Genomic DNA, 26,098 nt, shown 5'->3' with positions numbered 1-26,098 from the left:
CTGCAGGGGGGACCCTGTGGGAGAGTAGGACGCCGCCGAACAATTATTCCGGGGAACCCCGCACCGTATGGTGCGGGGTTTTCTGCGTTTCTGGGGAGTTCGTTTCTGGAGGGTTCTCAGGACGGTTCGACCAGCTTCGTGTCGTAGGCCAGGATCACCGCTTGGATGCGGTCCCTCGAACCCGTCTTGGCGAGAATGCGGCCCACGTGGGTTTTGACCGTGGACTCCGCCAGGTGGAGGCGGGTGGCTATCTCGGTGTTCGTCCAGCCCTTGCCGATGACCGTGAGGATCTCGCGTTCCCGTTCCGTGAGGGCGGCCAGGCGCGGGTCCGGGGTGTTGTCGTCGGCCTTGTTGCCGGTGGGCAGGTGGTGGGCGTAGGCGTCCAGGAGGCGGCGGGTCAGGCTGGGGGCCACCACCGCGTCGCCCGTGGCCACCGCGCGGATGCCCGACAGCAGTTCCTCCGGCTGGGCGTCCTTGATGAGGAAGCCGGAGGCGCCGGCGCGGAGGCCGGCGTGGGCGTACTCGTCGAGGTCGAAGGTGGTGAGGATCAGGACGCGGGTGCGGTCGCCGGTGGCGACGATGCGGCGGGTGGCCTCGATGCCGTCCATGCCGGGCATGCGGATGTCCATCAGGACCACGTCGGGGTGGAGTTCGGCCGACTTGCGGACGGCTTCGCTGCCGTTCGTCGCCTCGTCCAGCACTGTCAGGTCGTCCTGGCTCTCCAGGAGCATCCGGAAGCCGAAGCGCTGGAGGGGCTGGTCGTCGGCGATGAGGACGGTGGTCACTGCGGGGTTTCCTCCGGGAGGTGCAGGTGGACGCGCCAGCCCTGTTCGGGGTGGGGGCGTGGGCCGGCCTCAAGTGTGCCTCCGTACAGGGCCGTTCGCTCGCGCATTCCGGTCAGGCCGCGGCCGTCGGGGGACGGGGGTGCGGTGGGGGTTCCCGTGTCGGTGACGGTGAGCGTGACGGCGCCCTTGTCGCCGTAGGCGATGGTGATGTCGGACGAGGCGTTCGGGCCGGCGTGTTTGAGGGTGTTGGTGAGGGCTTCCTGGATGACGCGGTAGACGGTGAGCTGGCGGCCCGGCGGGAGGGTCGCCTCGCCCTTCACCGTGGTGTGGACGGGGAGGCCTGTCGAGCGGACGCCGTTGATCAGCTGGTCGAGGTCGGTGAGGGTGGGCTGGGGGGTCAGTTCGGCGGGTTCGGTCGTGTTGGTGTCTTCCCTCAGGACGTCCAGGAGGCGGCGTAGTTCGCCGAGGGCCTGCCTGCTGGTGGTGGCGATGGCGTCGAGGGCTTGGGCTGCGCGTTCCGGGGATTTGGCGGCCGCGTATCTGCCGCCGTCGGCCAGGCCGGTGATGACGGAGAGGTTGTGGCCGATGATGTCGTGCATCTCGCGGGCTATGCGGGAGCGTTCGGCGGCAGCGGCGAGCTGGGCCTGCTGGTCGCGTTCGATCTCCAGGCGGCGGGCGCGGTCCTCCAGGGCCTCGGTGTAGTTCTGCCGGGTGCGGACGGTGATGCCGATGAGGGCGGCCACGACGACGGACGTCGCCTGCGATCCGATCTGCTGGCTCCACTCCCCCTCGCCGTAGCGGGCGGCCGAGACGAGGACCGGGGTCATCGTGAGGGCCGTGGCCCACCACAGGTGGCGCAGGGGGAGGCGCAGGGCGATGTGGAAGATGACGAGGAGCTGGAGCAGGGCGGCCTGGAGGAGCGCGCCGGTCCAGGCGTTGACCAGGGCGAAGGGCGCCATGGTGAGCAGGACGGCGGCGGGGTGGGCGCGGCGCCGGAGCAGCGGGACGGAGAGGCCGAGGCTCAGGGTGAGGACCAGCCAGCCGGGGACGTCGGGGTTGGGGGCTACGTTTCGCCAGCCCTTGCCCACGTAGTCGACGAGGGCGGCGGTCACCCAGAAGCCGGCCAGGTGCAGGTCCCACAGCAGTGGGTGGCGCCGGTCGAAGGCGCGCAGCCGCCGTCGTATGCGCTGGACGTACTCGGTGAGGGGTTCGGCCCGCCGTTCTTCCGTCACGGGCTCCATGGTGCGGGGCGGGAGGGTCATACGTCCCGGCGCCTGAGGAAAGTCGCCGCGGCGGCCAGGGAGGCGGCTGCCCACAGGGTGAGGGCGAGGAGGGCCGCGGCCGGCGTCGCCTGGTCCGGCAGGGGCTGGGCGGCGGTCAGGGACTCCAGGGCCTTGGCGGGGAAGTAGCGGACGGTGTCGGTGACGATGTCGTACGGGAGCATGCGGAGGACTTCCGGGAGGATCATCACCAGGCCGATGTAGGCGCCTGTGGCCATGGGGACGGAGCGGGCGAGGGCGCCCAGGCCGAGTGCCATGACGGCGAGCAGGGTGAGGGCTGCCGCGTTGCCGGTGAGGCCGCGCAGGACGCCGGGGTCGCCGAGGGCTGCGGACTGGTCGGTGCCGGTGAGGAAGGACTGGGCCAGGGGGAAGGTGAGGAGGTTGGTCCACAGGCAGAGGGGGAAGGTGATCGCGGCCAGGACGGCCGCCTTGGACCACAGGACCGGCAGGCGGGTCGGCACGGCGGTCATCGTGGCGCGGATCTGGCCGGTGGAGTACTCGCCGGCGGTGGCGAGGATGCCGAGGACGGCGAGGTTGACGGTGGCGAACTGGGTGCCGAGGAGGACGAAGACCACCGTGTCGAGGCCGCCCTCGCCGGTGCCGTCGTAGGCGGCGCTGATGCCGACGCCCATGCCGAGGGTGAGGGCGGTGGTGGCGGCGAGGTTGATCGAGGTGGAGCGGAGCGTCCACAGCTTGTGCCATTCGGAGCGCAGGACGCGGGCCGGGGTGATCCGGTAGCCGGGGGCGGGGACCGTCGTGGTGGTCATGCGGCTGCTCCTTCCGGGGTGGCGGTGTATTCGACCGCGTCGCGGGTGAGGTCCATGAACGCCTCCTCCAAGGAGGCCGTGTTCGGGGTGAGTTCGAACAGGGGGATGCCGTGGGCGGCGGCGGTGCGGCCGATGTGTTCGGGGCCGGTGCCGTGGACGGTGAGGGTGCCGGGGGCGTCGGTGGTGAGGGTGATGCCGGGGGCGGTGAGGAGGTCGGCGAGGGCGGCGGCCTCGGGGGTGACGACCTTGACGGTGCCGGCGCCGGAGTGGCGTACGAACTCGGTGACGGTGGTGTCGGCGAGGAGCCGGCCGCGGCCGATGACGACCAGGTGGTCGGCGGTGAGAGCCATCTCGCTCATCAGGTGGGAGGAGACGAGGACCGTGCGGCCCTCCGTGGCCAGGGACTTGAGGAGGGTGCGGATCCACAGGACGCCCTCGGGGTCGAGGCCGTTGACCGGTTCGTCGAGGATGAGGGTGCCGGGGTCGCCGAGCAGGGCGGCGGCGATGCCGAGGCGCTGGCCCATGCCGAGGGAGAAGCCCTTGACCCGGCGGTGGGCGACGTCGGTGAGGCCGGTCTGGGCGAGGACCTGTTCGACGCGGCGCTTGGGGATGCCGTGGGTGAGGGCCAGGGCGCGGAGGTGGTGGTGGGCGGTGCGGCCCGGGTGCACCGAGCGGGCCTCGAGGAGGGCGCCGACCTCGGTGAGCGGTGCGGGGTGGGCGGTGTAGGAGCGGCCGCCCACGGTGGCGTGGCCGCGGGTGGGGGCGTCCAGGCCGAGGATCATCCGCAGGGTGGTGGACTTGCCGGCGCCGTTGGGGCCGAGGAAGCCGGTGACGGTGCCGGGGCGGACGGTGAAGGACAGGTCGGTGACGACGGTCCGGTCGCCGTAGCGTTTGGTGAGGTCCTGTGCCGTAATCATGCTTCGATGCTCGTCCGCGCGGGGGTGGGGGGGCGTCGGACCGGGGGCGGTTAATGGGGTGAGGGCGTCGTACCCGGGTACTACGGTGGCCGCATGAGCTACGTGATCAGGTCTGTTCGTGCCGAGGAGTGGCCCGCGGTGAAGGAGCTGCGGCTCGCGGCGCTGCGGGATCCGGTGGCGCACCTGGCCTATCTGGAGACGTACGAGCAGGCGGTCACGCGGGACGACGACTACTGGCGGGAGCGGACGGCCCGGGCCGCCGAGGGAGCGGACGGGGCGCAGCAGATCATCGCCGAGGCGCCGGACGGGCGGTGGGTCGGCTCGGTGACGGTGCTGGTGGAGGAGCCGGGGACGACGGACTGGGCCGGGCACGCCGTGGAGTGCAAGCAGGGGCATCTGGTGGGGGTGTTCGTGCGGCCCGAGGAGCGGGGGAGCGGGCTGACCGAGGTGCTGTTCGACGCGGTGCTCGACTGGTCGTGGGCGCACGGGGTGGAGCGCGTGCGGCTGTTCGTGCACGAGGAGAACGGGCGGGCGTACCGGTTCTATCGGCGGGTCGGGTTCCAGCCGAGCGGGGTGACCGTGCCGTTGGAGGGGTCGGGGAAGCTGGAAGTGGAGCTGGTGCTGGAGCGCGTCTGAGTCCGGGTCAGACCGGTCAGACCGGGAGTTCGTCGTGCGGCCAGCGGGCTCGGCCCTGTTCGCGGGAGCGGAGCAGGGCGAGGGTGGGCATGCCCTGGTCCGTGCCGGTGGCGAGGAGCTCCGGGAGCTGGGGGAGGGGAGCTACGGCCGCTACGTCGTCCAGGACGAGGGTGAGTGGTGGGTCGAGCCGACCGGAGGATGACCGTGCGGCCATGCGCCGGCCGTGCTCGACCACGCTTGCGGCGAGGGCCGTCAGGAGGGGCATCGCGCCCGGGGTGGTGCGGGGGTCCTCGATGGATTCACCCACCACATAAAGCGTGCCCCCTTCGTGGATGAAGGAATCCAGGGCGAGGGCATCATTTCGGTTGGGAGTGCAGGCCTCGCGGACGTTGACCGTGGAGAGCGCGGCGAGGGCGCGGGTGGTCAGCTGCTGGGCCATGTCGCGGCGTTCGGGGTGGGCGGTGAGGGCGGCTTCGAGTTCGCCTGCGGCGCCGGGGGCGGCCTTGGGGCTGGTGCGGAGGATGCGTACGGCGTCCTGGATCTGGGTGCCCTGGGACCAGCGGTGGACGTGGCGGATCGTGCGGCCGTCGATGGCGGCGGCGTGGAGGTAGCTGCGGAGGAGGGTTTCCGCGGTGTCGCTGACCGCTTGGTCGAGGCGGCTTGTGGGGCGTACGGGGGTGAGGAGTGCGGCTGCTCTTGATACGGCGGTGTCCTTGACCTCGCAGCCGGTGGTGGGGGACCAGTGGAGGCGCGACGGCGTGTCGCAGAGGTGGGTGGGGTCGTAGAGGTGGGTGGGGCCCAGTTTGGCTCGGGCGTCTTTGGTGGACTCCCAGAGGGCGGGGTTCGAGGTGACGACGAGGATGGGGCCCTGCGCGTCCTGGACGGCTTGGGTCGCGGTGGTGTGGCGGGTGGCCGGGGGGCCGTAGTGGACCGCGCGAGTTTCCCACCCACCCGTCCGTTCGCCGTCGGACACAGGCGTGGGGGTGGCTTCTTGCGGTGCCGCCTCCTGCATGTGCTCCGGTGCCGGTCTCGGCGTCGGTACGTCGTGGTGGTCCGGCGCCGGCTCCCGTGCCGGTGCCTCGTGACGTACGGGCGCCGGTTCCGGAGTCGGTGCCTCGTGGCGCACGGGCGCCGGTTCCGGTGTGGTGGCCGCGGCCAGTCGCTCCGCACGTCTGCGTGCCCGTCCCGCCCGCCAGCGGGCCACCGTGCCCAGGACGAACACCGTGAGGACGAGGAGGACCATCAGCTGGCCGATGAACAGGCCCCAGAACAGGCCGTAGCCCGTGAGGTCGGTGGAGGGGGTTTCCGGCCAGGCGCCGGGGATGTCGTGGGGCTGGGCGATGAGGTGGCGCATGGCCAGGGGGGTTCGGGCGAAGGTGACGCCGGCCGGCCAGGAGCCGTGGGTGAACAGGCCGGCGAGGCCCGTGGCCGTCCAGACCAGCACGGTCATGCCGAGGAGGAAGGCGAGGACGCCGATCAGCAGCCCGTCGGGGATGCCGCCCTGGCCGTCCCGCCCCCGGTGGTCCTCCGGTCTCACCTGTCCGCCCTCCCCCTGCGCCTACGCCACCGTCGATTCGGAGTCGCCGACGTGTTGTTCCACGAAGGCAGCCGCACGCTCCTCCGCCTCCAGCTCGGCGGCGCGCAGGGCGTCGTCGGACAGGTCGGCGGAGGACTCGGTCATGGCGCGGTCGGTGAAGACCAGGGGGCGTTCGGTCTCGGTGACCAGGTGTTTGACCACCTGGACGTTGCCGTTGACGTCCCACACCGCGATGCCCGGTGTCAGCGTTGGGATGATTTCCACCGCCCACCTGGGCAAACCCAGGACCCGGCCGGTCGCCCTCGCCTCGTCCGCCTTCTGGGCGTAGATCGTCCGTGTCGAGGCCATCTTCAGGATGGCGGCCGCCTCCTTCGCGGCGGCGCCGTCGACGACGTCGGACAGGTGGTGGACGACGGCGACGAAGGACAGGCCGAGCCGGCGGCCGAACTTCAGCAGGCGCTGGAACAGCTGGGCCACGAACGGGCTGTTGATGATGTGCCAGGCCTCTTCGACGAGGAAGATGCGCTTCTTGCGGTCGGGGCGGATCCAGGTGTGCTCCAGCCACACGCCGACGATCGCCATCAGGATCGGCATGGCGATGGAGTTGCGGTCGATGTGGGACAGGTCGAAGACGATGAGCGGCGCGTCGAGGTCGATGCCGACGGTGGTCGGGCCGTCGAACATGCCGCGCAGGTCGCCGTCGACCAGGCGGTCCAGGACGAGGGCGACGTCCAGGCCCCAGGCGCGTACGTCGTCTATGGCGACGTTCATCGCCTCGGCCGACTCCGGTTCGGGGTGGCGGAGCTGGTCGACGATGTCGGAGAGGACCGGCTGGCGTTCGACGATGGTCTCGTTGACGTAGGCGTGCGCGACCTTCAGCGCGAAGCCCGAGCGCTCGTCGAGGCCGTGGCCCATGGCGACCTCGATGATCGTGCGGAGCAGCGCGAGCTGGCCCGTGGTGGTGATCGCGGGGTCGAGCGGGTTGAGGCGGATGCCGTGGTCCAGGGCGGCCATCGGGTCCAGGCGGATGGGAGTTATCCCCAGCTCCTGCGCGATGAGGTTCCATTCGCCGACGCCGTCCTCGCCCTGGGCGTCCAGGACGACGACCTGGCGGTCGCGGAAGCGCAGCTGGCGCAGGACGTAGGTCTTCTCCAGGGCCGACTTGCCGTTGCCGGACTCGCCGAGGACCAGCCAGTGCGGGGCGGGCAGTTGCTGGCCGTAGAGCTGGAAGGGGTCGTAGATGTAGCCCTTTCCGGAGTAGACCTCGCGGCCGATGATGACGCCGGAGTCGCCGAGGCCGGGTGCGGCGGTGGGCAGGTAGACCGCCTGGGCCTGGCCCGTGGAGGTGCGCACCGGCAGCCGGGTCGTCTCCACCTTCCCGAACAGGAAGGAGGTGAAGGCATCGGTGACGACGGACAGCGGATCCCGCATCTGAGATCAGCCCCTACCTTCGAATGCCGGTGGCGAACGGGAGTGTGTTCACGAAGGCGCGGTGGTGCTCGCGGTCGCACCACTCCAGCTTCAGGTACGACTTTCCGGCCGAGGCCCTTATGGTCCGCTTGTCGCGGGCCAGGGCTTCGGGGGAGCGGGAGGAGACGGTGATGTAGCCGACGAGGTTGACGCCGGCGGCGCCGCTCGCGAGGTCCTCGCCGCGCTGGTCGAGGCGGGAGTGGGCGGCGATGTCGCGCGGGTCGACGGTGCGGTTCATCTTGGCGGCGCGGGACTGCTCGGCGACGTCGTTGGTCTTCTCGGTCAGCATGCGTTCGATGGCTACCTCGGTGGGCTCGAGATCCATCGTCACGGCGACCGTTCGGATGACGTCCGGGGTGTGGACGAGCAGCGGGGCGAGGAAGTTGACGCCGACCGGGGTCATCGGCCACTCCTTGACCCAGGCGGTGGCGTGGCACCAGGGGGCGCGGGTGGCGGACTCGCGGGTCTTGGCCTGGAGGTAGGTGGGCTCGGTGGCGTCCAGTTCGGCCGGCCAGGCGTTGCGTTTCGTCATCGCCTGGATGTGGTCGATGGGGTGGTCCGGGTCGTACATGGAGTGGATCAGCGAGGACAGTCTGCTCTGGCCGAGCGGCTGCCGTACGCGGATGTCGGCCTCCTGGAGCCGGGAGCAGATGTCGGTCAGCTCGCGGGCCATGACGACGGCGAGCCCGGCGTCGCGGTCGATCTTCCCGCCCTGGGTGCGCACCGCACGCGCCATGGCGTTGGCCTCGGCGGCCAGTTCGCGGTTGTAGTGCATGCAGGCGACGAGGTACGCGCGGTGCTGCTCGCTGCTGGTGGACACCATGGACTGCAGCTGGTCGTACGACTCCTGCAGCCAGGCGGGTGCGCGGTCGTCCCCGCGGACGGCGACGTCCTTGGCGTGGGCGTCGGGGTCGGCGGGGAGGGTGCGGGCGAGCATCTGGATGCGGGTGACGAATCCGTCGCCGTTGGCGACGTGCTTGAGCAGGGTGCCGAAGCGGTCGACGAGGGCTTCCTGGTCCTCGGAGTCGCGCAGGCCGACGCCGGGGCCCTCGATCTCGATGGCGGCGGTGACGGTCTTGCGGTCCGCGTGCAGCAGGACGGCGATCTCGTCCGGGCCGAAGGGTGCGGCGAGCCAGGTGATCCGCCCGATGCCGGGCGGGGGCCCGACCTCCACCTCGCGCCCGTCGAGCCGGGTGCCTGCCTCGACGACCCCTGACCGGTAGGTGGCGCCGGTGCGCAGGGTGCGCTTGTAGCTGCGGTTGATCTCGAACCACTTGTAGAACGTGCGGTGCTTGTACGGCACGTACACGGCGGCCAGCGCCAGCATCGGCAGGCCCGCGAGCAGCACGATGCGCAGGGACAGGACGGGGACGAGGAGCCCGCACATCATGCCGAGGAACGCGCCCACGACGATGAGCGCGATCTCTCCGGTCTCGCGGTTGCGGCCGATGATCGCGTTCGGCCGGGCGCGGCCGATCAGATACGTACGGCGGGGCGTGACCGGGTGGGACACATGGGCCGCGTGGGAATCAGCCGTCAACGCCCTTCACCTCCCGTGCGGTTGGTACTGCTGGTGCGGGTGCTGCTGGCGTGCGGTGTGTTCACCGGGCTGCTCGAGCGGGGGGCGGGTGCGGCGGAGGGGACAGTTCCGCCGCCGCCGTCGGAGGTGCGCGAGCTGTGCGCGGCGACGCCACCGGAGGCGGGGTTGGAGGGGCGGGGGGCCTCGTTGTGGTGGGCTCGGGAGCTGTGGGTCTTGATGCCCTGGGCGACGAGGGTCGCCGGGGAGCTGATCACGGCGGCGGCCTTGCTCTCGGCGCCCTGCATGATGCGGTTGTTGCGGGAGCCGGCGATCTCGTCGCCGAAGCCGGGGACGAAGCGGTAGATCATCGCGGAGGCGAAGATGGCGAGCAGGATGATCGCGAGGCCGGAGACGACGGCGGAGAAGGCGTCGGGGCCGTCGTCGGCGGAGAGCGCGCCGGCGAGGCCGAGGACGATCACGATGACCGGCTTGACGAGGATGACGGCGATCATGATGCCCGCCCAGCGGCGGACGTGTCCCCACAGGTTCTTGTCGACGAGGCCCGCGTAGACGACGGTGCCGAGGAGGGCGCCGACGTAGAGCAGGGCGGCGCGGATGACGAGCTCCAGCCAGAGGACACCGGCGGCGAGGATCGACACGAAGGAGACGACGATCAGCATGATCGGTCCGCCGCCGATGTCGTCGCCCTTCTCGAGCGCGCCGGCGAACGTCCCGAAGAACGTGTCGGTCTGATCGCCCGTCGCTTTCGCGAGGACCTCGGTGATGCCGTCGGTGGCGGAGACGACGGTGTAGAGGATCAGCGGGGTGAAGGCGGAGGCCAGGACCGTCAGCCAGAGGAAGCCGATGGCTTCGGAGAGGGCGGTGGCGAGGGGGACACCTCGGACGGCCCTCTTGGCTACGGCGAGCAGCCAGAGGAGGAGGGTGAGGATCGTGGAGGCGGCGAAGACGACGGCGTACTGCTGGAGGAAGGTGCGGTTGGTGAAGTCGACGTTGGCGGTGTCCTCCACGGCGGCGCTGAGCTTCTTGATGGTCCAGGAGGCGGCGTCGGCGCAGCCCCTTGCCAGGGAGGAGAGGGGGTCGAGGGTGGAGGTGGGGTCGGTCAGGCCGCCGCCGGTGCCGCCGGGGGAGGTGCTGCCGGATTCGCCTTGCTCGCAGTAGTCCTTGGCGGGGCCGCGGATGAGGTCGCAGGGGTCGTTGCTGTTCGTCGGGGTGGGCGTCGGCGTGGGAGCGGCGACAGCCTGGGTGGCGAGCAGCACCGCCGTGGTCTGTACGCCCGTGACGGCGGCCGTGAGCTTGAGGAAGCGGTGGTTAGCGCGCATACGTGAACCCTCCGTACTCCTCGACAGCCTTCGTCATGTCGTCGGCGGTGGAGGCCTGCTGGTCGCGCCCGACTGGGACTGGTCCGTCCTTCTGCTGGAAGTCGGTGACCTTCCAGTCGTTGTTGATCCACTTCAGCTGGTAGGTAGTGGTGTACCAGCTCTCGGTCACCGGGCTGGTCGAGCCCTCACCGGACAACCCGAACAGTGAGGTGTACCAGACCTCGACGGTGGCGCTGTCCGCGCCGGAGGCTGTCACCTTGGTGCCCACGGGGATCACACGGGACACGAAGGTTTGACCGGCCGGCGCCTTGCCGTTCTTGTCGAGGCCGATCTTTCCCAGGAACTCGGTGTTCGAGTACGCCTTGTCCAGGTCGGCTTGCCGGGCGGCGGCGACGTCGGGGGCGTAGACGGTGCTGACGATCTCACTCCGTCGGTTCTTGTCGAACATCTCGGCGGAACCGAGGGCGACGGAGTAGTTCGCCGCCGCGCTCTCCGCCCCCTGACGGTCATGGGCGAAGCCCGACGGGATGCCGGCCGCCTTGGAGTCCACCGGCTTCTCGCCCGAGGGGGCCGTCGCCGCGGCCTTGGGGGCGTCGGCGGAGTCCCCTTCCGTACCGGAATCCCCGCCCCCGCGGTTCGCGAAGGCGATCGCGGCGATGAGGAGGACGACGACGCCGACGACCGTCACGAGGCTGCGCGACGACGACCGGCGCCCGCCTCTGCGTGCACCGCCGTACAGATCGCCGCCGCCTTCCGGCATGCGGGTGCGGGTCTGGCCCGATTCGCCGTCACCGAGACTCATACCGCGTACGCCCCCTCGACGTCGTGCGGAAACACCTCGTACTCCGTGTACTCCTCGTACGACGGTAGCCGTGCTGGTTCCCGCGCGGGCGCGGTGTGGTGACTCGACATCAGGGAAACGCAACCTCAGCCGGTGGGCGCGACGGGCGGGTGGGTTGGAGGGGGTGCCGGGCGGGCCCGGTCGGAAGAGATGGTGCCGGGGCTACACCGCCATGCCGTACACGATGGTGAACAGCGTGCCGAGTGAGCCGATGATGAAGACCCCCGTCAGGCCCGCGATGATGAGGCCCTTGCCCTGTTCGGCGCTGAAGGTGTCCCGCAGCGCGGTCGCTCCGATGCGCTGTTTGGCGGCGCCCCAGATGGCGATGCCGAGGCAGATCAGGATGGCGACGGCCATCACCACCTCGATCATCACCCTCGCCTCGTTGCCCAGGCTGCCGAAGGGGCCCCAGTCCGGAGCGATCCCGCCGATGATGGTGTTGATGTCTCCCTTTTCGGCCGCAAAGAGCATGTAAGTCACCGCCCCTGTTGGGTAGTTCCGCAGTCCCCTGCGGTGCGCAGAGGTCAGGCCTCATTCTCGCCGACGATGCCGCCGTCGTATGTCGACTTGGCGTCATTGACGGGCGGGATTCGTACGAATAGCTCGTATGGTCACTCTGTGTATCACGCCGCGTCACGCTGGGCAATGAGGTATGGGCGGAACCTGGCGTGTGGTTCTGTCGCCGGCTCTCTCCGTACAGTGCACGGTTCCCTGACGGTCGTTCGGGTGAGGGGTCGTGCCGTTGTTCCCCGGGTGAAGGCTACCTGGCGTCGCCTGCGCCTGACAGATGATCACCACAGGGGTCGGCGTCCGGGGGCGGTGCAGGTGTGAAACCTCGCCACGAGCTGCGGCGCCTATGTCTTGGATATGATCCGTTGGCGCATGCCTTCGAGCCACCGCCGTAGCGTCATGCCTCTGGGGGGTAGGAGTTCGAGCCCCAGTATGTGCGTCGCCTGCTTGAGTTCTTGGTCCGAGTCGACGAGGGCGAGGAGCTCGGTGATTTCTTCGGCAGCGTCTCCTGCTTCCTCCCCACTCATGTCGCCGACATAGTCATCGATGGCCTCCTGCCACGTGGCATACCAGCAGGGGAAGTCCTGGCAGAAGTACGCTCCCAACAGCTGATCCAAGATCGGGAACCGCTCTTCCCATTCCTGCGGACTCCGTGGCTTCAGGCGCCGGTCTTGCAGGGCCCGATGGATCTGGTCCCTCGCGATGCGCAGACAGTCCTCTACGGTCATGCCCGCGGGGGGCTGTATGCGCGGCAGCGCATTGACTTCGTCGGCGATCCCCTCGGCGGACAGTCCGATGGCGAGCAGCTCGTCGATCTGCTGCACGGCCGTAGCGCCACGTGCCGGGTCGCGGGCCACCAGCCTGAGGTAGGGCGCCAAACCAGGACCGGGAACATCGGCGGCGTCCGAGTATGTGAAGCCGCTGCTTGCGTAAGCCGACAGAACATGATGGATCTCATGGAAGCGCTGTGCCGGCGGGCCGGCCTCGGTCATGCGTATCTCCTCACTGGTTGGGGGAGACGAGGACGAGCAGGGGATCTCCCTAGCGGTCGCGCCGGATCAGTGAGGAATACGCGCCAAAATCCGGGACGGGTTCCCAGTTGGTGGAGACATCAATGCCATGGCGACCCTCCCTGGATTCCTGGCCGTCGGCCTCGACCGTACGTTGCACAACGCCGTCGGCTGTGAACTCGTACGTTTCCAGGCGATCTACATCCGCGTACCCACCGCGTTCCTGAGAGGATCCGTAACTGTAGGACCTCACCGTTTCCAGGAAAAGTGACCCGTTGATCAGGGTGAACGTGTAATCGAGCGCGTCGCGACCGTACTCGTCCATGAAGATGACCGAGGCGTAGCCTGTTTCGAGTCGCATTTCCACCCGCAGTTCCGGTGCGGCCCCTTCTCGGGGGGATGCGACAGCGGTGTAGAGCTCGCCGGAGCTGTGACGGTTCCGAGCCTGCTCCGGCGTGAGCGGGTTCATGGGGGTCTCTGTCAGATTGTTCCACTGCTCGCAATAGGTCCACATCATGGCCGATTCACCCTGTACCCTTCGGTAGCCGGTAGACGAAGCCTTGCACGTCCCGGATTATCACACCATGATTCGCTGCTTCCCTGAGCGCCCACTCCGGCACAGGTTGGGACTGGACGGGGACTTCCAGGTAGTATTTCCCTTTCAGGGGCTTTCCGATCAGGTGTGGATATTTAGCCCGTGCTTTTGGTGTGTCCGGTATCTTTGTGCCGGCCTTGTACTTCTGGCTGATCTCACGCAAATAATTCTTGAACGTATCCGGCGTGATCTGTGATATCTGTGTCCGCTTGCGCGAGACTATCTCCTTTCCAGGTAAGTACGAGTCAAGCCATTTCCCGTTCTCGAGATAGACCTCATTGGCCGGGTATCGCGGCCAATTTTCTATGTTGAATCTTCTACCCGCATTCCACTGGTCGCGCAGCCACTGCGGAACGTCACCACGATGCCCGCCAGGCGGCTCACTCGCCCCCGCTCCCCCCGCGCCGACCGCCATCAGAACCACACCCGCGGATCCGAGTACGCCCGCACCAAGCGCGGCTTCGGTTGTTAGGGCGGCGCCGACTGCTCCGCCTCCGGCGAGGGCGAATCCGCCAGGGGGGAACAGGGCGAGCAGGGAGAGCAGGAGGAGGGCGAAGCCGAGGTAGACCAGGAACGTGTTCAGGGCGTCGAGCAGATGGAGCGTACGGACGGCTCTGCCGTCGGGACCCGCGTCTCCGAGCCCGCGCCAGAGCAGGAATACGCCGGTGGTTGCAGCCCCAAACGCGATGCCCAGACGGAAGCGGTGGGCGGCCAGCAGTTCTCCCAGCGGCTGTGCCGACACCTGCCGCCAGCTGCCCAGCAGAACCGTGAGCTGGTAGGCGATCCAGGCCAGGGCGGCTATGCCGAAGCCCATGAGGATGTGTGGTCCCGCATCGGTGCTGAAGAACTCCTGGAGGCCGGCGGTGGAAGTGAACGAACCGACCACCAGGAACAGCAGCGCGGGGAGCATGAGGACGCACGGGATCAGCAGCAGCCACCGCCGGTTCGAGCGGCGGGCTCCTCTGACGGCCTTCAGCCAGGCGCGGATGTTCAGGGCCTGCCAGGCGCTCCGGTTGTCGGAGGCGTCCATGCGGGCGGTGATCCCCGCTACCACTTCATGCAGTTCCCTGCTGTCGTCGGGCGGCGCCGACGTGGTGGCGTACAGCAAGGAGCGCCGCAGCCTGACGTACCGCAGGACGATCAGCAGGCTCCATGGCAGACGCCAGGCCGCGTAGCGCAGCAGGGCTCCCAGGCTGTCACCCTCGGCGCGTTCCGACGCGAGGAGCACGCCGGGTACGGTGCGCTTGCCGCGGTGGAGTCGGCGCAGGTCGACGACCATGGCGAGGGGCAGGCACAGGAGCGGTGCCACCCAGGTCAGACCGTCCAGGGCTTCCAGGCGCTGTCTGGCCTCTTCGGTGTGTTCCTCCACCGCATAGTTGTTCACGGCGTGGTGGACGGCGGCGGCAACGATCGGCGGCACCGACAGCAGCCGCACCCAGCCGTGTGCGCGCCACAGCAGTCCCGCCCCGAAGCCGGCCAGGGCGGTCCACACCAGGTGCGTGAACGTCTCCGTGCCTGTCGGCCCGCCCAGCTCCAGTTGGCTGAATGGTGCCGGGAGCCAGGACGTCAGCACCTGCCCGAGGCCCGGTACATAGGGTGGGGACAAGCTGTCGGGGATGATCCAGCCCTCGCCCCGGTCGATCGCCCGGTCCGCGTCGAGGCCGAACCGCAGCACTGCCTCCAGCAGTCCGAACCCGGCGCCCAGTGCCGCGCCCACCACCACGAAGTCAGTGAGCCCCCACTGGCGGCGGACCCTCGCGCTCAACCCCACCAGCAGCAGTGGGGAGACCTTGATCAGTTCCTCCACCCAGGGCGCCACGGTGTAGCTGGTGGTGTTCACGACCGTCACCAGCGACTGCCCGGACTGCTCCGCGTAGACGCGTGTGTAGGCGAACTCCACCAGCGCGGTCGCGACGCCGCAGCCGTACACCCCCACGACGAGCGCAAGCAGCACGGTCGACAGACGCACTGAGCGTGTGGGAGAGGAGAGGGCGAACAGTTGCAGTACGCCCCACACGGCCGCAGCCGCCATCACCAACGTCACAGGCACACCACCCCGAGCTGCACCGACTCGAACGCTGATTCGCAATCGCGAGCGTGAGGCGATGCTAGGTGGTCAACTTGCGGCTCGGTGGGCGAGTTGGCGTCAAGTTGTGGCAGGCGTGGCCTGGAGTGGGCTGTTCAGTTCACGAAGTGATCGAACTCACCGGCGCGGACACCGAGCACGAAGGCGGTCCACCTGTGGTGGTCGGTGGTCACGGTGGCGGCGCCGGGGGTGTGGAGGCGTACGGTGCCGTCCTCTGTGGCGGTGATGCGGATACGGGGGTGGGGTGCGGGCGCGCCCTTGAGGGAGTGGAGGAGGGAGCGGAAGGCGTCGGGGGTGGTGGTGAGGATGGCGCCGGTGGGGTCGGCGGATTCGGTCATGTGGATGGCTTGGGGGGTGGCGGCGACGTGTATGCAGGAGTCGCCGGTGCCGCAGAAGGACGACTTCTGCCAGGTGAGCTCGGGCATCGCGGTTCCTCTCACAGGTCTCGCAGGACTTGGTGGATGGCGTCGCGAGACTTCACCGGGTCGAGCGCCCGGGAGTCCAAGCGGTCGAGCAGTACGCGGTATGCACCGAGCCGAGCAGCGCCTCCGCGAGGAACAGCCCGACGATCACCAGCACGGTTGCGGTCACCGGCCGGGAGTCCGACAGGTCCGTGAACACCTTCTTCACGACGAGCGGCTGCACGAGCACCACTGCGGCGGCCACACAACTCAGCAGCGAAGCGACGACCAAGGCCGGCGCCTGTGGCCGGGCATGGGCGAGCAGCTGCCGCAGCGGCACCTTGACGACGTCGGTGTCCTGTCCGGTGTTTCCTTCCTCCGGCCGCAGTCCGAACGCTCCCCGCTCGTGCCCTGCCCTCACCGTGTGTCCTCCCTCACCTCGCCAGCGGCGCAGCGAACCCGCGACACCCTGGAAGGAGATGCCCGTCCTGCACTTCAAGTTGCAGGCCCTACCTGGCACTCGGCCCACACCAGCTTCCGTCTCCGGCCCCCTCGCGAGCGGTCCCATGAGGACGCCCACGCCCGCAAGAGCGACAGACGACGGCCGCGCCCGGTGTAGTACGTCCGCGACGCACCTCGGGATTCACCCGATGCACATGCCAACCCGATAACCCTAGGCCTGTCGGTTACGAGATCGGCACGATGCAGGTCGTGAGTGGGTGAAGAGCGTGAGGACGCGCCCTCTTACCTCACGAAACGGACGCTGTATGAATTCTGGCCGCGAACTGGCCCTTGACGCAGGGGAGGTTGGTGTTGATGACGCCCCGTCGATAGCGTTGGCACACGTGTGAAAATCCTCGCCCCACCGGGAGCTGTCCGTGAACCGCCGTTCCACCCTGCTCGCAGCCGTGTCACTGACCACTGTCGCGGCCCTGTCGCTGTCCGCCTGCGGAAGCGGTGACGAGAGCGACCATAGGGACGACCGGATCGCCGGAGCCGACTTGTCCGGGTCCGGAGCGCCCAGCTCGAGTGCCACGGAGTCCGTCCGCCGTCCGACGGTCAAGCTGCCGTCGGACGTCAAGCTGGCCTTCACACCAGAGGAGACCGGGGACTCAGTGAAGGACGCGATCCTCCGCGACAATGCTGAGTTCATCCGTGCCCTCAACGCGGCCATCGTTGCCCAGAATCCGCGACTGCCTGTCCTGGAGTACTACACGGAAGGAGAAGGCGCGGCAGCCGCACAGCAGTGGGTGCAGCAGTTCATGGACGCGGGCTGGACGGTGACGGGCACTACTCGGTACTTCGACCGCGCCGTGAAGGTGAAGTCCGAGTCCAGCGCGGCCATTGGCTACTGCGGAGACGAGAGCAAGGGCTACAGCAAGGTCATCAAGACCGGCGAGCTCAAGGGCACCCAAGTGACCAAGGACAGCTATGTCGCCTACAGCGCTCAGGTTGCCAAGAACAAGCAGGGTGTCTGGGAGCTCGTGAAGATCGCCTCGACTCGCGGTGCGGCAGGGTGCCAGCCGTGATCAACCCGCTCCGGACAGCTCTTATCGCCGTTGCCGTAGCCGTGGCTTGCCTGGGTTCGGCCTCGAACGCCCTCGCGACGCAAGACCCTCCTGGCGCCTCCCTCGGCGATGGCCCTGGTCCGAAGGCGGCGGACACCAGCGCATCCGCGGGTGCCCAAGGCGACAAGCTCTCCTCATCGGTCACAGGCGTGATCGTCTTTGACCGCTCCAAGAACGGCACCGGCACGTCAACCGGTGGAGTGACGTCCACCACAACCTGGACCCCGCCCGCCTGCTACTACGCGCCCAGTTACACGCCCAAGGAGATCAGCTCGCGGATGCGGCAGATCTGGATGGGCAGTTCCCCGAGCCCCGAGTGGTCCAGGAAGACACAGGACTACTTCGTCAACGGCAAGCCCTACAAGGACTTCAATGAGGAGAAGGAAGGGGAGGGCTACTGGTGGGACGCGTACATCACCGAGGGGCGTGAGGCGGACCCGGCGGCTCAAGACTGTGACGCGTTGCCGTTCTGGGTCGACAAGGGTGACGCACCGCCGGCGGATGTCCCGCAGGCGATCACCTCCGAGGTGCTCGCTCAGCTCGCCTACTCCGAGATCCGTGTCCCTTCGACCGAGGTGAGCCTCGCGCCGGCGGGGGCGACCAAGGTGAACCTGCCGACGTGGGCGTGGCTGGACACCACTCAGTTCAAGCCGGTGTCCGTTACTGCTTCCGTCCCACTTCTCGGCCTGAGCGCGACCACCACCGCAGAGCCGGTCTCCTTGAAGATCACGCCGGGTACGAACGATGCGATCACGTATCCCGCATCCGGTGAGTGTGCGATCCGAGACGGGCAGATCGGCGAGCCCTACGCCAAGGGCAAGGCCGACGAGACCCCGCCCTGCGGCGTGAAGTATCTGCGCTCATCGGGCGACGGTGCGTACATGCTCAAGGCCACGGTCACCTGGAAGATCAACTGGACGAGCACGACTGGTGAGGGCGGAGACCTCCCGGACGGCACGTTCGGTGCGGAGCAGGACGTCACGGTCCAGGAGGTCCAAGCCGTCAATCGCTGACACAGAGGGGAGCGAAGGTGTCCAAGGGACCCGACCTGCAGGTCGACTTCAGTCTGTTGAACAAGAGCGCCAAGCAACTCAATGAGATCCAGACGGAATTCAAACGTCTAGGAGAGTGGAAGAAGGACGTCAGGGCCGTCGTCGGCGATGCGCGAGTCCGCAAGGCCATGGGGGACTTCGTGGACAACTGGGACAAGAACCGTAAGCGGCTGATCGAAGAGATCGAGGAAGTGGGGAAGATGGTCGAGACGACGCGAGACGCCTTCCAGAAGCTCGATGACGACCTGGCCAAGGCCACCGAAGGCAAGAAAAGGTAGCGCTTTGGAGGCGAGCGACTGATGGTACCCATAACTCCACCTGGGGGAACGTTGCATGGCACGGCCCGCTGATTGGTCACCGCTGGCCGCAGCGGACCCTGTTCCCGGTGACCCGGCGGGGACTCGCGAGGAAGTGACCCATATGAAAGGGGTCGCCAAGAAACTCCGTGAGCAAGCTGCAGCCATGCTGGCGATCGCTGACAGTGACGGCTTGAAGGGCAAGTACGCCGACGAGCTCGGTGAGAAGGCACGGGGACTGTCCAAGAGGCTCGATCTCGCCGAAGACCGTTACCGGGAGGTCAAGGGCCACCTCGACGGCTGGGCGGACGACATGGAGACCGCCCAGAAGAAGGCCGGTCAGGCCCTGCGGCAGGCACAGGAAGCTCAGCGGGTGCTGGACGCTAACAAGCCGGATGTGAAACAAAAGGACTCCGGCAAGGAAGAGGCATCCGAGGATCCAGCAGTCAAACGTGCCGAGGAGGACCTCGAGGAGGCGCGCCGAAGGCTGAACGCGGCGGTGACCTTCTACGATGAGCGCGCAGAGCACTACGCGGGCAAGATCCGGTCGTCGATCGACGACGACATGGAAGATAGTTGGTGGAACGACTTCAAGGCCGCCGTAGGAGACGCCGACTGGCTGGGTGACTGGGCAGAGGCGTTGAGCTGGATCGCAACGGGCTTCTCTGCCCTGGCGATCTTTTTCCCGGCTCTGGGTGTCGTGGCCCTGGCGCTGACTGGTGTGGTGGCTTTGATCCATCTCGTCCAGGCGCTCACCGGAAACGGTTCGTGGTTCGACGTCATCATGGACATCGGTGCGCTGAAGATGGCGCGTAACGGGATTAAAGCGGCGAAAGCCATTAAAGGGCTGCAACAAGGCGCTCGTGAGGTCGCGCAAGGGCTGGCCAACAAACAGGCGAAGCAGGCGGCTCAACGCGCGAGCATGGGCGCGCGACGCGCAGGTGGAAGGGCGGGTCGGATTCATCGGGCTGCGGACTTCCAGAAGGGCAAGCGCGCTGCACGCCAGGTCAGGGAGACGGAACTGCCTCGGCCGAGTCTGCGTGAATCAGCCAGCGTGTTCGGTGACAAGGCCATCATCAAGCAGGTGAAGGACATTCGGCTTTGGCGCGATCAGTTCCCCGGCAGTCCGAAACTGACCGAGAGCGCCGAGGCGGCGAGCAAGCAGCTCAGCGCCTATCAGGGCTCGTGGATCGTGGGGACGGGCCTGGACGCTGGTGACAAGCTGGCGGGCGCGGTTGATTCCACTTCCGACGAATACGATCGAATGAAGGCGCGGATCTCCGCACCTGTCGGTTCGCAATGGTGAGGTCCAGGCTGGTGAGGGACGAATCGGATACGGCGCCGCAGCGTCGGCCGCGAAAGGTGGGCGAAGGCAGGACCCTGCCCTCTGCTCATAGGCGTGGACGCCTCTCCCCCAAAGCAGTTCGAGCCGCTCGAGCCGCGCAAGAAGCAGCTTTCCGGCAGGAGGCCGCACTGTATGGGGCCCAGGCGGACGTCTCCACAATCGGTGACGGCGAGGAAATGCGGGGTGACCGCTACCGATACGCGCTCCTTGCTGTGTGCTTGCTGGCGTTCGTGCGGGTGGGGCTGTCGATGGCCACGGAGAGGATCCAGGGGGAGGCCCTGCTGCCGCTGCCGACCTGGGAGTGGGACGTGGCCGCGCTGACTCCCTTGCTGGTGCTGTTCCGATACCGAGATCCGGCTCGACGAAGGAGGGTCTTCCAGCTGGACTCCCATCTGCGCTTTTTCAGCGGCTTCTATCTCTTTTACGCGCTGCCCTTCGCTGTGCTGGACCAACGCTGGGTGCTGTGGCCTGCAGTAGTCTTCAGCGTCTCGGTGTTCGTCGGCATCTGGTACACGAACAGGCGGAATGCCGATCATGGCTGAGATCGTTTCTCCGCCCAACGGCTATCGTCTGCTCCTGCCCTCGGACTGGGTACAGATTCCGCTGCGTCACATCGAGGCAGAGGAGGCCGCGCGCAGGATCGCCACCGAGGCGATGGGACGGGTACCTGCCGACGTCCCGCGTGACAAGCTGACACCGCTTCGGCTCGAACTCGAGGGCCGACTCCGCGCCGCAATCGCCGACGCCCAGAAGGCCAAGGCGCTGGACCTGTATCTGCCGATGCGGCTGGACGGCGAAGTGAATCTCGGCGCCTCGATCGTCGTCTCAGAGGTCAGGCTGCCCCAGCAGTTCGCTCCCGACGGCTCTTCCGTGCCGGCATCCGATCCTGTGGACATCGCCGTGCGGTTGATGTCCAGGGGCGAGGGTATGGGGCTGGATCTCGCGAGTGGAGAGATCGACGGCGCTCTGGCGGTAAGGCGGGAGTGCGTGGTGTCCGCCGACGCCGGCCGCGGAGCTGAGTTGGCCAGCCGGAGAGTGGACTACATGGTGTCGGTGCCCGGCAATCCCCGCCAGTGGTTCCTGGCCGCCTTCTCCACCGTGGGAGCCGGTGATCCGCACGACGAGCTGGCTGACGCGCTCGTTGAGTGGTTTGACGCGTTGATGGGGACCTTCCGGTGGAGCTGGACGTGATCGAGGACTGGGCGGATCCGGAACACGAGTTCGATCTCGTGGTCGACTACGACCCGAGCCTGTGGCTCGAGATCCCGCCGCGGTGGGACGACGAGTCGTGGGAGGACATCGGCGCATGGGCAAGTGACTCCGCACGGCTTCTGTGGCAGTCACACGGCGCAGACCCAGGAGAGGGTGGGATTCCGTTTCTGGCGGGCACTCTGAGTCGCTGTGCCGAAGCCTTTTCCCCGGAACGGTTCGACACACGGGTCCTGCTGCATATCAGTTCGCCTACGAGCATGCCTCTGCCCGTCTTCACCGCGGTGCGCCCCGCAGTGGGGGACCGTGAGGCGACACTGCGTGCTTTGGTCCGGGCAGATGATCCGGACGCGGTCGAGCCTCCGGTCGTCGAGGCCTTTCCGAGCGAAGACCTGGGCGAAGGCTTGCGCGCACTGCGTTACGTGCGCCAGGACGACGCCCGGGAAGTGCTGGCCGGATTGAGTTATGCCTGGCGCAATGAAGACATCGGGACCGACACCGTCCTGTGGACGGCCACGGACGACATCGCCCAGGTCCTTCGGGCCGCCAAGGACATCGAGCAGTTGACGCGCGAGATTCTGATCCGCATCTGGGACGGGGAGCCGGAGGAGGGCGGCGCGGCGGACGTGAGGTGATGGGGGTGTGCCGGGGCGGCGCGGGTTCGGTGGTGGGCCGAGCTCGTTCCAGTGGTCAGGAGGCCGCTCTACACTGGCCGCGGCGGTGGACTCGCGGGCTGTGCTGGAGGGTTGACGGTGCGTAAGGTTTGGGTGTGGGGGACCTTGGCCGTCGGTTCTGGGCTTGCCTTTGTGATGGTGCTCGTCATCGGGGTGTACGTCGTTGCCGGGAATCTGGTCAACGGGGTGGGGGGCGGGGCCGCCAAGGCGTTGGCCAAGGGGGCTGTGCCGGCGGCTTATCAGGGGCTCGTGGCCAAGTGGGGGAAGCTCTGTCCCGCCATCAATCCCGCGTTGCTCGCCGCGCAGCTGTATCAGGAGAGCGGGTTCAATCCGAACGCGAAGAGTCCGGCCGCCGCGCAGGGGATCGCTCAGTTCATTCCGGGGACCTGGGCCACGCACGGGATCGACGGGGACGGGGACGGGGACCGCGATGTGTGGGATCCCGCGGACGCGATTCCGTCGGCGGCGCAGTACGACTGCACGCTCGCGTCCTATGTGAAGGACGTGCCCGGGAATCTGACCGAAAACATGCTGGCCTCGTACAACGCCGGGGCCTACGCGGTGATCAAGTACCGGGGTGTGCCGCCGTACAAGGAGACGCAGAACTACGTGAAGCGGATCCGGGCGTTGGAGGACAGCTTTGCTGCGCCCGTGGGGCGGGTGGATCCCTCGCGGCAGGCTGCCGGGGCCATCGCGTACGCGCAGAAGAAGTTGGGGACGCCGTATCTGTGGGGTGGGAACGGGACGCCTGAGCAGGGCGGACGGTTCGACTGCTCCGGGCTGACCAAGGCCGCGTACGAGAGTGTGGGGATCGAGCTGCCGCGTGTGGCGAACGATCAGTACAACGCCGGGCCGCATCCGAAGCGGGACGAGTTGCTGCCGGGGGATCTGGTGTTCTTCTCGGATGATCTGACCGATTCTCGGGCCATCCGGCATGTGGGGATTTATGTCGGGGGTGGGTACATGATCGATGCGCCGCGTCCGGGGGCTGTGATCCGATTCGACCCGATCGACACGCCTGACTACTTTGGTGCCACCCGCGTCACCGAAGATGGCGCGAAAGCACTCCCCACGACGGTGTGAGCGGAGCGTGAAGCAGCCCCCTGAGCTGCGGCGATGAGTCTCTCTTCGATAACGTCTGAGTGATCATTCAGTGGAGTGTGGAACGTATCAACGGGGGCCGTGCGTTCCTGTTGTCGTAGCCCGGGCAGACGTACGGATCTGACGAGCGGATCTACAGACCACGGGGGTGGCAAGTCGCGGCGTACGCACGGTGCGCCGGGAGAGAAGACGAAGGGGCCGCAGCACCATGGCTGGACTCGCCGAATCCGGGTCGAACCCCGACGTCGACCTGCTCTACGACATCAATGGCCTCGCCAAGGACGCGCCGCCGTGGTTCGACCGGATCATGGAGTACGTCGGCGAGTACGGGCTGCTCCTCGCCATGGTGCTGCTTGTGGTGTGGTGCTGGTGGGGTGTGCGTCGGCGAGGTGGTGAGGACGCGGCGTCGTCCGTCGCCGCGTTGGTCTGGGCGCCGCTCGCGGCCGGGGTCGCGGTGCTCGTCAACGTGCCGATACGGGGGTTCGTCGAGCGGCCCCGGCCGTTCAAGGATCACCAGGGGCTCGAGGTCCTCGTCTCCGGCAAGAACGACTTCTCGTTCGTGAGCGACCACGCGACGATCACCATGGCGCTGGCGGTGGGGCTGTTCGTCGCCAACCGGAAGTTCGGGATCGTCGGAATCGGGATCGCGCTGCTCGAAGGGTTCTGCCGTGTCTACATGGGCGTGCACTACCCGACCGACGTCGTGGGCGGACTCGCGCTCGGTACGGCCGTCGCCCTGCTGCTCTCGCCCGTGGCCATGGCGCTGCTGACGCCGGTCATGCGGGCGATCGAGCGGTCGCCCCGGGTGGGGTGGCTGATCGCCGCGAAGGGGGCACGGGCAGACGCGCTGCGGCGGGACGGTGTGATGCCGGGGGCTCGGAGTGAGGCGTCGGGGGCTGCTGCCGCTTCTGAGGAGCGGGATCTGGCTGCGTGAGCCCCGTCGTCTCGTGATCCCCCGTCGCCCCTTGATCCCTCGTCATCTCGTCCGCCCCGTCGTCTATGCTCCCCGGCTTCTCAGAGCGCCTGGGGGTGGGTGAAGAGGCGGGTCGGGTCGTACTGCTTCTTCAGTGCTGCCAGGCGGGGGGCCGCCTGGCCGTAGTACGCCTTGCGCCAGTTCTTCAGGGTCGGGTCCGGGTAGTTCTGGTACGCGGCGCCGGACGCGTACGGGCGCATCGCCTTGTGGGCCGACGTCAGCCACGACTGGGCCGGGGTGCCGGAGGCGGTCTCGCTCCAGGACGCGAGGTACTGCGCCAGCATGCGGGAGCGGCGGTGCACGAAGGCCGTGGCCGTGGGGGAGACCCGGTTGACGGCGCCGCCGAGAGCGGTGAGCGCGATGCTGGCCGAGCCGCCCCGGACGGTGGGGAGCTGGGAGAGCAGGGTGCGGATGGCGTCCTCGCCGAGTGCGCGGTCGAAGAAGTCGGAGCGGGCCGCGTAGGTCTCGCGGCGCAGGGCGCCCTTCGGGGAGCGGCCGGGGGTGGTGCCGGGGAGATGGCACTGGGCGTCCTCGGAGAAGGAGGAGCAGCCGGCGTACAGCTCCATCGCGTCCTCGTACGAGCGGCGGCGGAGCGAGACGGAGGCGGCGGGGGTGCCGATGCGGGCGGCGAGGCGGTCGACGGCGTTCTGGAGGTCGGTGTAGGTGCCGAGGGAGAAGGCCGCGATCGAGAGGGTGGGTGTGCGGGAGGGGGTTGCGGCGAGGTGGAGTGACGACCAGATCTCGTCGGGCTGGGTGGGGGCCCAGTCCTGCCAGGCCTTGACGACCGCGGCGGCTTTCGGCCACGGCCAGGTGAGGTAGGCGGTGACGCCCTGCGGGGCGGGGTGGGTCTTGAAGTGCAGCTCCGTGACGATGCCGAAGTTGCCGTTGCCGGCGCCGCGGAGGGCCCAGAAGAGGTCCTTGTGGTCGGTGGGGGTGGCGGTGAGTTGCTTGCCGTCGGCGGTGATCAGCGTGGCGGCGGTGAGGTTGTCGCAGGTCAGGCCGTAGGCGCGGGAGACTACGCCGTGGCCGCCGCCGAGGGTGAGGCCGGAGATGCCGACGGTGGGGCACGAGCCGCCGGGGATGGTGGTGCCCTTGGCCGTGAGGGCGCGGTAGACGTCGATGAGCTTGGCGCCGGCGCCGATCACTGCGGTGGTTCGGGCGGCGCGGATGGTGCTGAGTTTCGATACGTCGATGATCAGGGCGTTGTCGGCGGAGGATGCGCCTGTGTAGGAGTGGCCGCCGTTGCGGATGGTGAGGGGGGTGGCGTGGCGGCGGGCGTAGGTGAGGGCGGTGCGGATGTCGTCGGCGTGCTGGACGTAGGCGACGGCGGCGGGTTTGAGGGTGTCGAAGCGGGTGTTGTAGAGGCGGTGGGCTGTTGGCCAGGTGGCGTCGCCGGGGCGGATGAGGGGGCCGTCGAGGTCTCGGGCGAGGGCGGTCCAGTTGGCGGGGGCCTTGGTGGTTGCGGTTTTTGTTGCTGTGGTGGTGGTGCGGTGGGGGGTGGGCGTGTGCGTGGGGCGGGTGCCGGTGTCGGTGCCGGGGCTTGTGTTTGTGCAGGCGGTTATGAGGGTTGCCGTGCCGGCTGCGATGAAGGTCCGCCGTTCCATGTACGCCTCCCGTTGGTGTCGTGGGACGAGACGGGGTGGCGGGCGTGGGGGTTCCATGGTGCGGGTGGGTGGGGGCTGGGCGGGGGTGGGTGTCGCTTGCCCGCGCTTGCGGGGTGCCTCCCCCACTCTCGGCTTCGCTCGAGCGGGGGGACCCCCATCGCCCACCCGTGCCGCCCCAGCGGCACGACTGCCCGCAGCTACGCGGGGGCGCCCGCGGCTGGGTGGGGGTGGGGGGCGCGGCCCGGCGCTGACGGGGTGCCGTGTCCACCCGTGCCGCCCTGGGGGCACCTCCCAGGCTCTTAAAGGCACTGGGGGGCACGACTGCCCGCAGCTAGGCGGGGACGGCTGGCCGCAGCTGCGTGAGTGCAGGTGCGTCGACTGCCCGCTGCTAGGCGGGGACGGCTGGCCGCGGCTGCGCGGGGTGGCGGGCGGGGGTGTGTCACTCCAGGGTGTGGTTTTTGGCGTCTGTTCTGGCCTGGCTTCTGGCTCTTCTTGCGGGGCCTCGCCAACCGCAGGTGCACGTGGCTATGCAGAAGGGGCCCTGCTCCGTGGTGGTCGTGGTGTGGTGCACGGGGGTCGGTT

At 68.4% G+C, this 26,098-nt stretch carries 26 protein-coding genes; 10 read left to right on the top strand and 16 right to left on the bottom strand.

Annotated features, from left to right (window positions below; genetic code table 11):
* Positions 1-116 precede the first annotated feature (116 nt).
* The 4 genes from AB0412_RS27185 to AB0412_RS27170 are packed head-to-tail and all read right to left on the bottom strand — an operon-like array spanning position 117 to position 3,749.
* Positions 117-785, bottom strand: coding sequence for a response regulator transcription factor (locus tag AB0412_RS27185; RefSeq protein WP_366405199.1), 669 nt, complete (start codon positions 783-785; stop codon positions 117-119).
* Positions 782-2,026 (bottom strand): histidine kinase, encoded by a 1,245-nt coding sequence (locus AB0412_RS27180; protein WP_366405208.1) that lies wholly within the window; start codon positions 2,024-2,026, stop codon positions 782-784. Before AB0412_RS27180 ends, AB0412_RS27185 begins: the two co-directional genes overlap by 4 nt.
* 17 nt (positions 2,027-2,043) lie before the next feature.
* Complete coding sequence (locus tag AB0412_RS27175; RefSeq protein WP_366405198.1) at positions 2,044-2,832, bottom strand: ABC transporter permease; 789 nt, start codon at positions 2,830-2,832, stop codon at positions 2,044-2,046.
* Positions 2,829-3,749: an ABC transporter ATP-binding protein gene (locus AB0412_RS27170; protein ID WP_366405197.1), complete on the bottom strand. Its 921-nt coding sequence runs from the start codon at positions 3,747-3,749 to the stop codon at positions 2,829-2,831. Before AB0412_RS27170 ends, AB0412_RS27175 begins: the two co-directional genes overlap by 4 nt.
* 93 nt (positions 3,750-3,842) lie before the next feature.
* Here AB0412_RS27170 and AB0412_RS27165 point away from each other — a divergent pair, with 93 nt between their 5' ends.
* Positions 3,843-4,385: a GNAT family N-acetyltransferase gene (locus tag AB0412_RS27165; protein ID WP_366405196.1), complete on the top strand. Its 543-nt coding sequence runs from the start codon at positions 3,843-3,845 to the stop codon at positions 4,383-4,385.
* A 16-nt stretch (positions 4,386-4,401) separates the two neighbouring features.
* Here AB0412_RS27165 and AB0412_RS27160 read toward each other — a convergent pair whose 3' ends face one another.
* The 11 genes from AB0412_RS27160 to AB0412_RS27110 form a co-directional block, all read right to left on the bottom strand.
* A complete protein-coding gene (locus AB0412_RS27160) occupies positions 4,402-5,922 on the bottom strand; it encodes a type VI secretion protein (RefSeq protein WP_366405195.1) in 1,521 nt (506 codons plus the stop codon).
* Between the two features lie 21 nt (positions 5,923-5,943).
* The gene (locus AB0412_RS27155; protein WP_366405194.1) at positions 5,944-7,353 is read right to left on the bottom strand and encodes an ATP-binding protein; all 1,410 of its coding nucleotides are present in this window, start codon (positions 7,351-7,353) and stop codon (positions 5,944-5,946) included.
* Positions 7,354-7,366: 13 nt separating this feature from the next.
* Entirely contained in the window at positions 7,367-8,932 is a 1,566-nt protein-coding gene (locus AB0412_RS27150; protein WP_366405193.1) for an SCO6880 family protein, read from the bottom strand.
* Entirely contained in the window at positions 8,929-10,251 is a 1,323-nt protein-coding gene (locus AB0412_RS27145; RefSeq protein ID WP_366405192.1) for a hypothetical protein, read from the bottom strand. The genes AB0412_RS27150 and AB0412_RS27145 overlap by 4 nt, the downstream gene beginning before the upstream one ends.
* Positions 10,241-11,053: a hypothetical protein gene (locus AB0412_RS27140; protein ID WP_366405191.1), complete on the bottom strand. Its 813-nt coding sequence runs from the start codon at positions 11,051-11,053 to the stop codon at positions 10,241-10,243. Before AB0412_RS27140 ends, AB0412_RS27145 begins: the two co-directional genes overlap by 11 nt.
* Positions 11,054-11,254: 201 nt before the next feature.
* Entirely contained in the window at positions 11,255-11,563 is a 309-nt protein-coding gene (locus AB0412_RS27135; protein WP_260827355.1) for a hypothetical protein, read from the bottom strand.
* A gap of 383 nt (positions 11,564-11,946) precedes the next feature.
* Complete coding sequence (locus AB0412_RS27130) at positions 11,947-12,594, bottom strand: contact-dependent growth inhibition system immunity protein (RefSeq protein WP_366405190.1); 648 nt, start codon at positions 12,592-12,594, stop codon at positions 11,947-11,949.
* A 49-nt stretch (positions 12,595-12,643) separates the two neighbouring features.
* Positions 12,644-13,129, bottom strand: a complete 486-nt coding sequence (locus AB0412_RS27125; protein WP_366405188.1) for a hypothetical protein — start codon at positions 13,127-13,129, stop codon at positions 12,644-12,646.
* 7 nt (positions 13,130-13,136) lie between these two features.
* A complete protein-coding gene (locus AB0412_RS27120) occupies positions 13,137-15,251 on the bottom strand; it encodes a PrsW family intramembrane metalloprotease (protein ID WP_366405187.1) in 2,115 nt (704 codons plus the stop codon).
* 137 nt (positions 15,252-15,388) lie between these two features.
* Positions 15,389-15,718 carry a DUF397 domain-containing protein gene (locus AB0412_RS27115; RefSeq protein ID WP_366405186.1) on the bottom strand — a complete coding sequence of 110 codons (330 nt, stop codon included), beginning with the start codon at positions 15,716-15,718 and terminating at the stop codon, positions 15,389-15,391.
* A 52-nt stretch (positions 15,719-15,770) separates the two neighbouring features.
* The gene (locus tag AB0412_RS27110) at positions 15,771-16,115 is read right to left on the bottom strand and encodes a hypothetical protein (protein WP_366405185.1); all 345 of its coding nucleotides are present in this window, start codon (positions 16,113-16,115) and stop codon (positions 15,771-15,773) included.
* Positions 16,116-16,572: 457 nt separating this feature from the next.
* On the opposite strand from AB0412_RS27110, the gene AB0412_RS27105 reads away from it, so the two are divergent.
* From AB0412_RS27105 to AB0412_RS27065, 9 genes are all read left to right on the top strand, one after another.
* Positions 16,573-17,223 (top strand): hypothetical protein, encoded by a 651-nt coding sequence (locus AB0412_RS27105; RefSeq protein ID WP_366405184.1) that lies wholly within the window; start codon positions 16,573-16,575, stop codon positions 17,221-17,223.
* Positions 17,211-18,275, top strand: a complete 1,065-nt coding sequence (locus AB0412_RS27100) for a hypothetical protein (RefSeq protein ID WP_366405183.1) — start codon at positions 17,211-17,213, stop codon at positions 18,273-18,275. Before AB0412_RS27105 ends, AB0412_RS27100 begins: the two co-directional genes overlap by 13 nt.
* A gap of 17 nt (positions 18,276-18,292) precedes the next feature.
* Complete coding sequence (locus tag AB0412_RS27095; protein ID WP_366405182.1) at positions 18,293-18,592, top strand: hypothetical protein; 300 nt, start codon at positions 18,293-18,295, stop codon at positions 18,590-18,592.
* A gap of 55 nt (positions 18,593-18,647) precedes the next feature.
* Positions 18,648-19,916: a putative T7SS-secreted protein gene (locus tag AB0412_RS27090; RefSeq protein WP_366405181.1), complete on the top strand. Its 1,269-nt coding sequence runs from the start codon at positions 18,648-18,650 to the stop codon at positions 19,914-19,916.
* Between the two features lie 257 nt (positions 19,917-20,173).
* Positions 20,174-20,497, top strand: a complete 324-nt coding sequence (locus AB0412_RS27085; RefSeq protein ID WP_366405180.1) for a hypothetical protein — start codon at positions 20,174-20,176, stop codon at positions 20,495-20,497.
* Positions 20,490-21,146 (top strand): hypothetical protein, encoded by a 657-nt coding sequence (locus AB0412_RS27080; RefSeq protein WP_366405179.1) that lies wholly within the window; start codon positions 20,490-20,492, stop codon positions 21,144-21,146. Before AB0412_RS27085 ends, AB0412_RS27080 begins: the two co-directional genes overlap by 8 nt.
* Positions 21,131-21,799, top strand: a complete 669-nt coding sequence (locus AB0412_RS27075) for a hypothetical protein (protein ID WP_366405178.1) — start codon at positions 21,131-21,133, stop codon at positions 21,797-21,799. Before AB0412_RS27080 ends, AB0412_RS27075 begins: the two co-directional genes overlap by 16 nt.
* Positions 21,800-21,916: 117 nt before the next feature.
* On the top strand, positions 21,917-22,921 hold the full coding sequence (locus AB0412_RS27070; RefSeq protein WP_366405207.1) for a bifunctional lytic transglycosylase/C40 family peptidase: 1,005 nt from the start codon (positions 21,917-21,919) through the stop codon (positions 22,919-22,921).
* Between the two features lie 226 nt (positions 22,922-23,147).
* Positions 23,148-23,873 carry a phosphatase PAP2 family protein gene (locus AB0412_RS27065; protein WP_366405177.1) on the top strand — a complete coding sequence of 242 codons (726 nt, stop codon included), beginning with the start codon at positions 23,148-23,150 and terminating at the stop codon, positions 23,871-23,873.
* A gap of 80 nt (positions 23,874-23,953) precedes the next feature.
* On the opposite strand, the gene AB0412_RS27060 is transcribed toward AB0412_RS27065, so the two are convergent.
* Positions 23,954-25,516, bottom strand: a complete 1,563-nt coding sequence (locus AB0412_RS27060) for an FAD-binding oxidoreductase (RefSeq protein ID WP_366405176.1) — start codon at positions 25,514-25,516, stop codon at positions 23,954-23,956.
* Positions 25,517-26,098 lie beyond the last annotated feature (582 nt).

This window comes from Streptomyces sp. NPDC052012, assembly GCF_040689265.1.
Taxonomy (GTDB): Bacteria; Actinomycetota; Actinomycetes; order Streptomycetales; family Streptomycetaceae; genus Streptomyces.
This window is presented reverse-complemented; position numbering and strand designations above follow the sequence as displayed.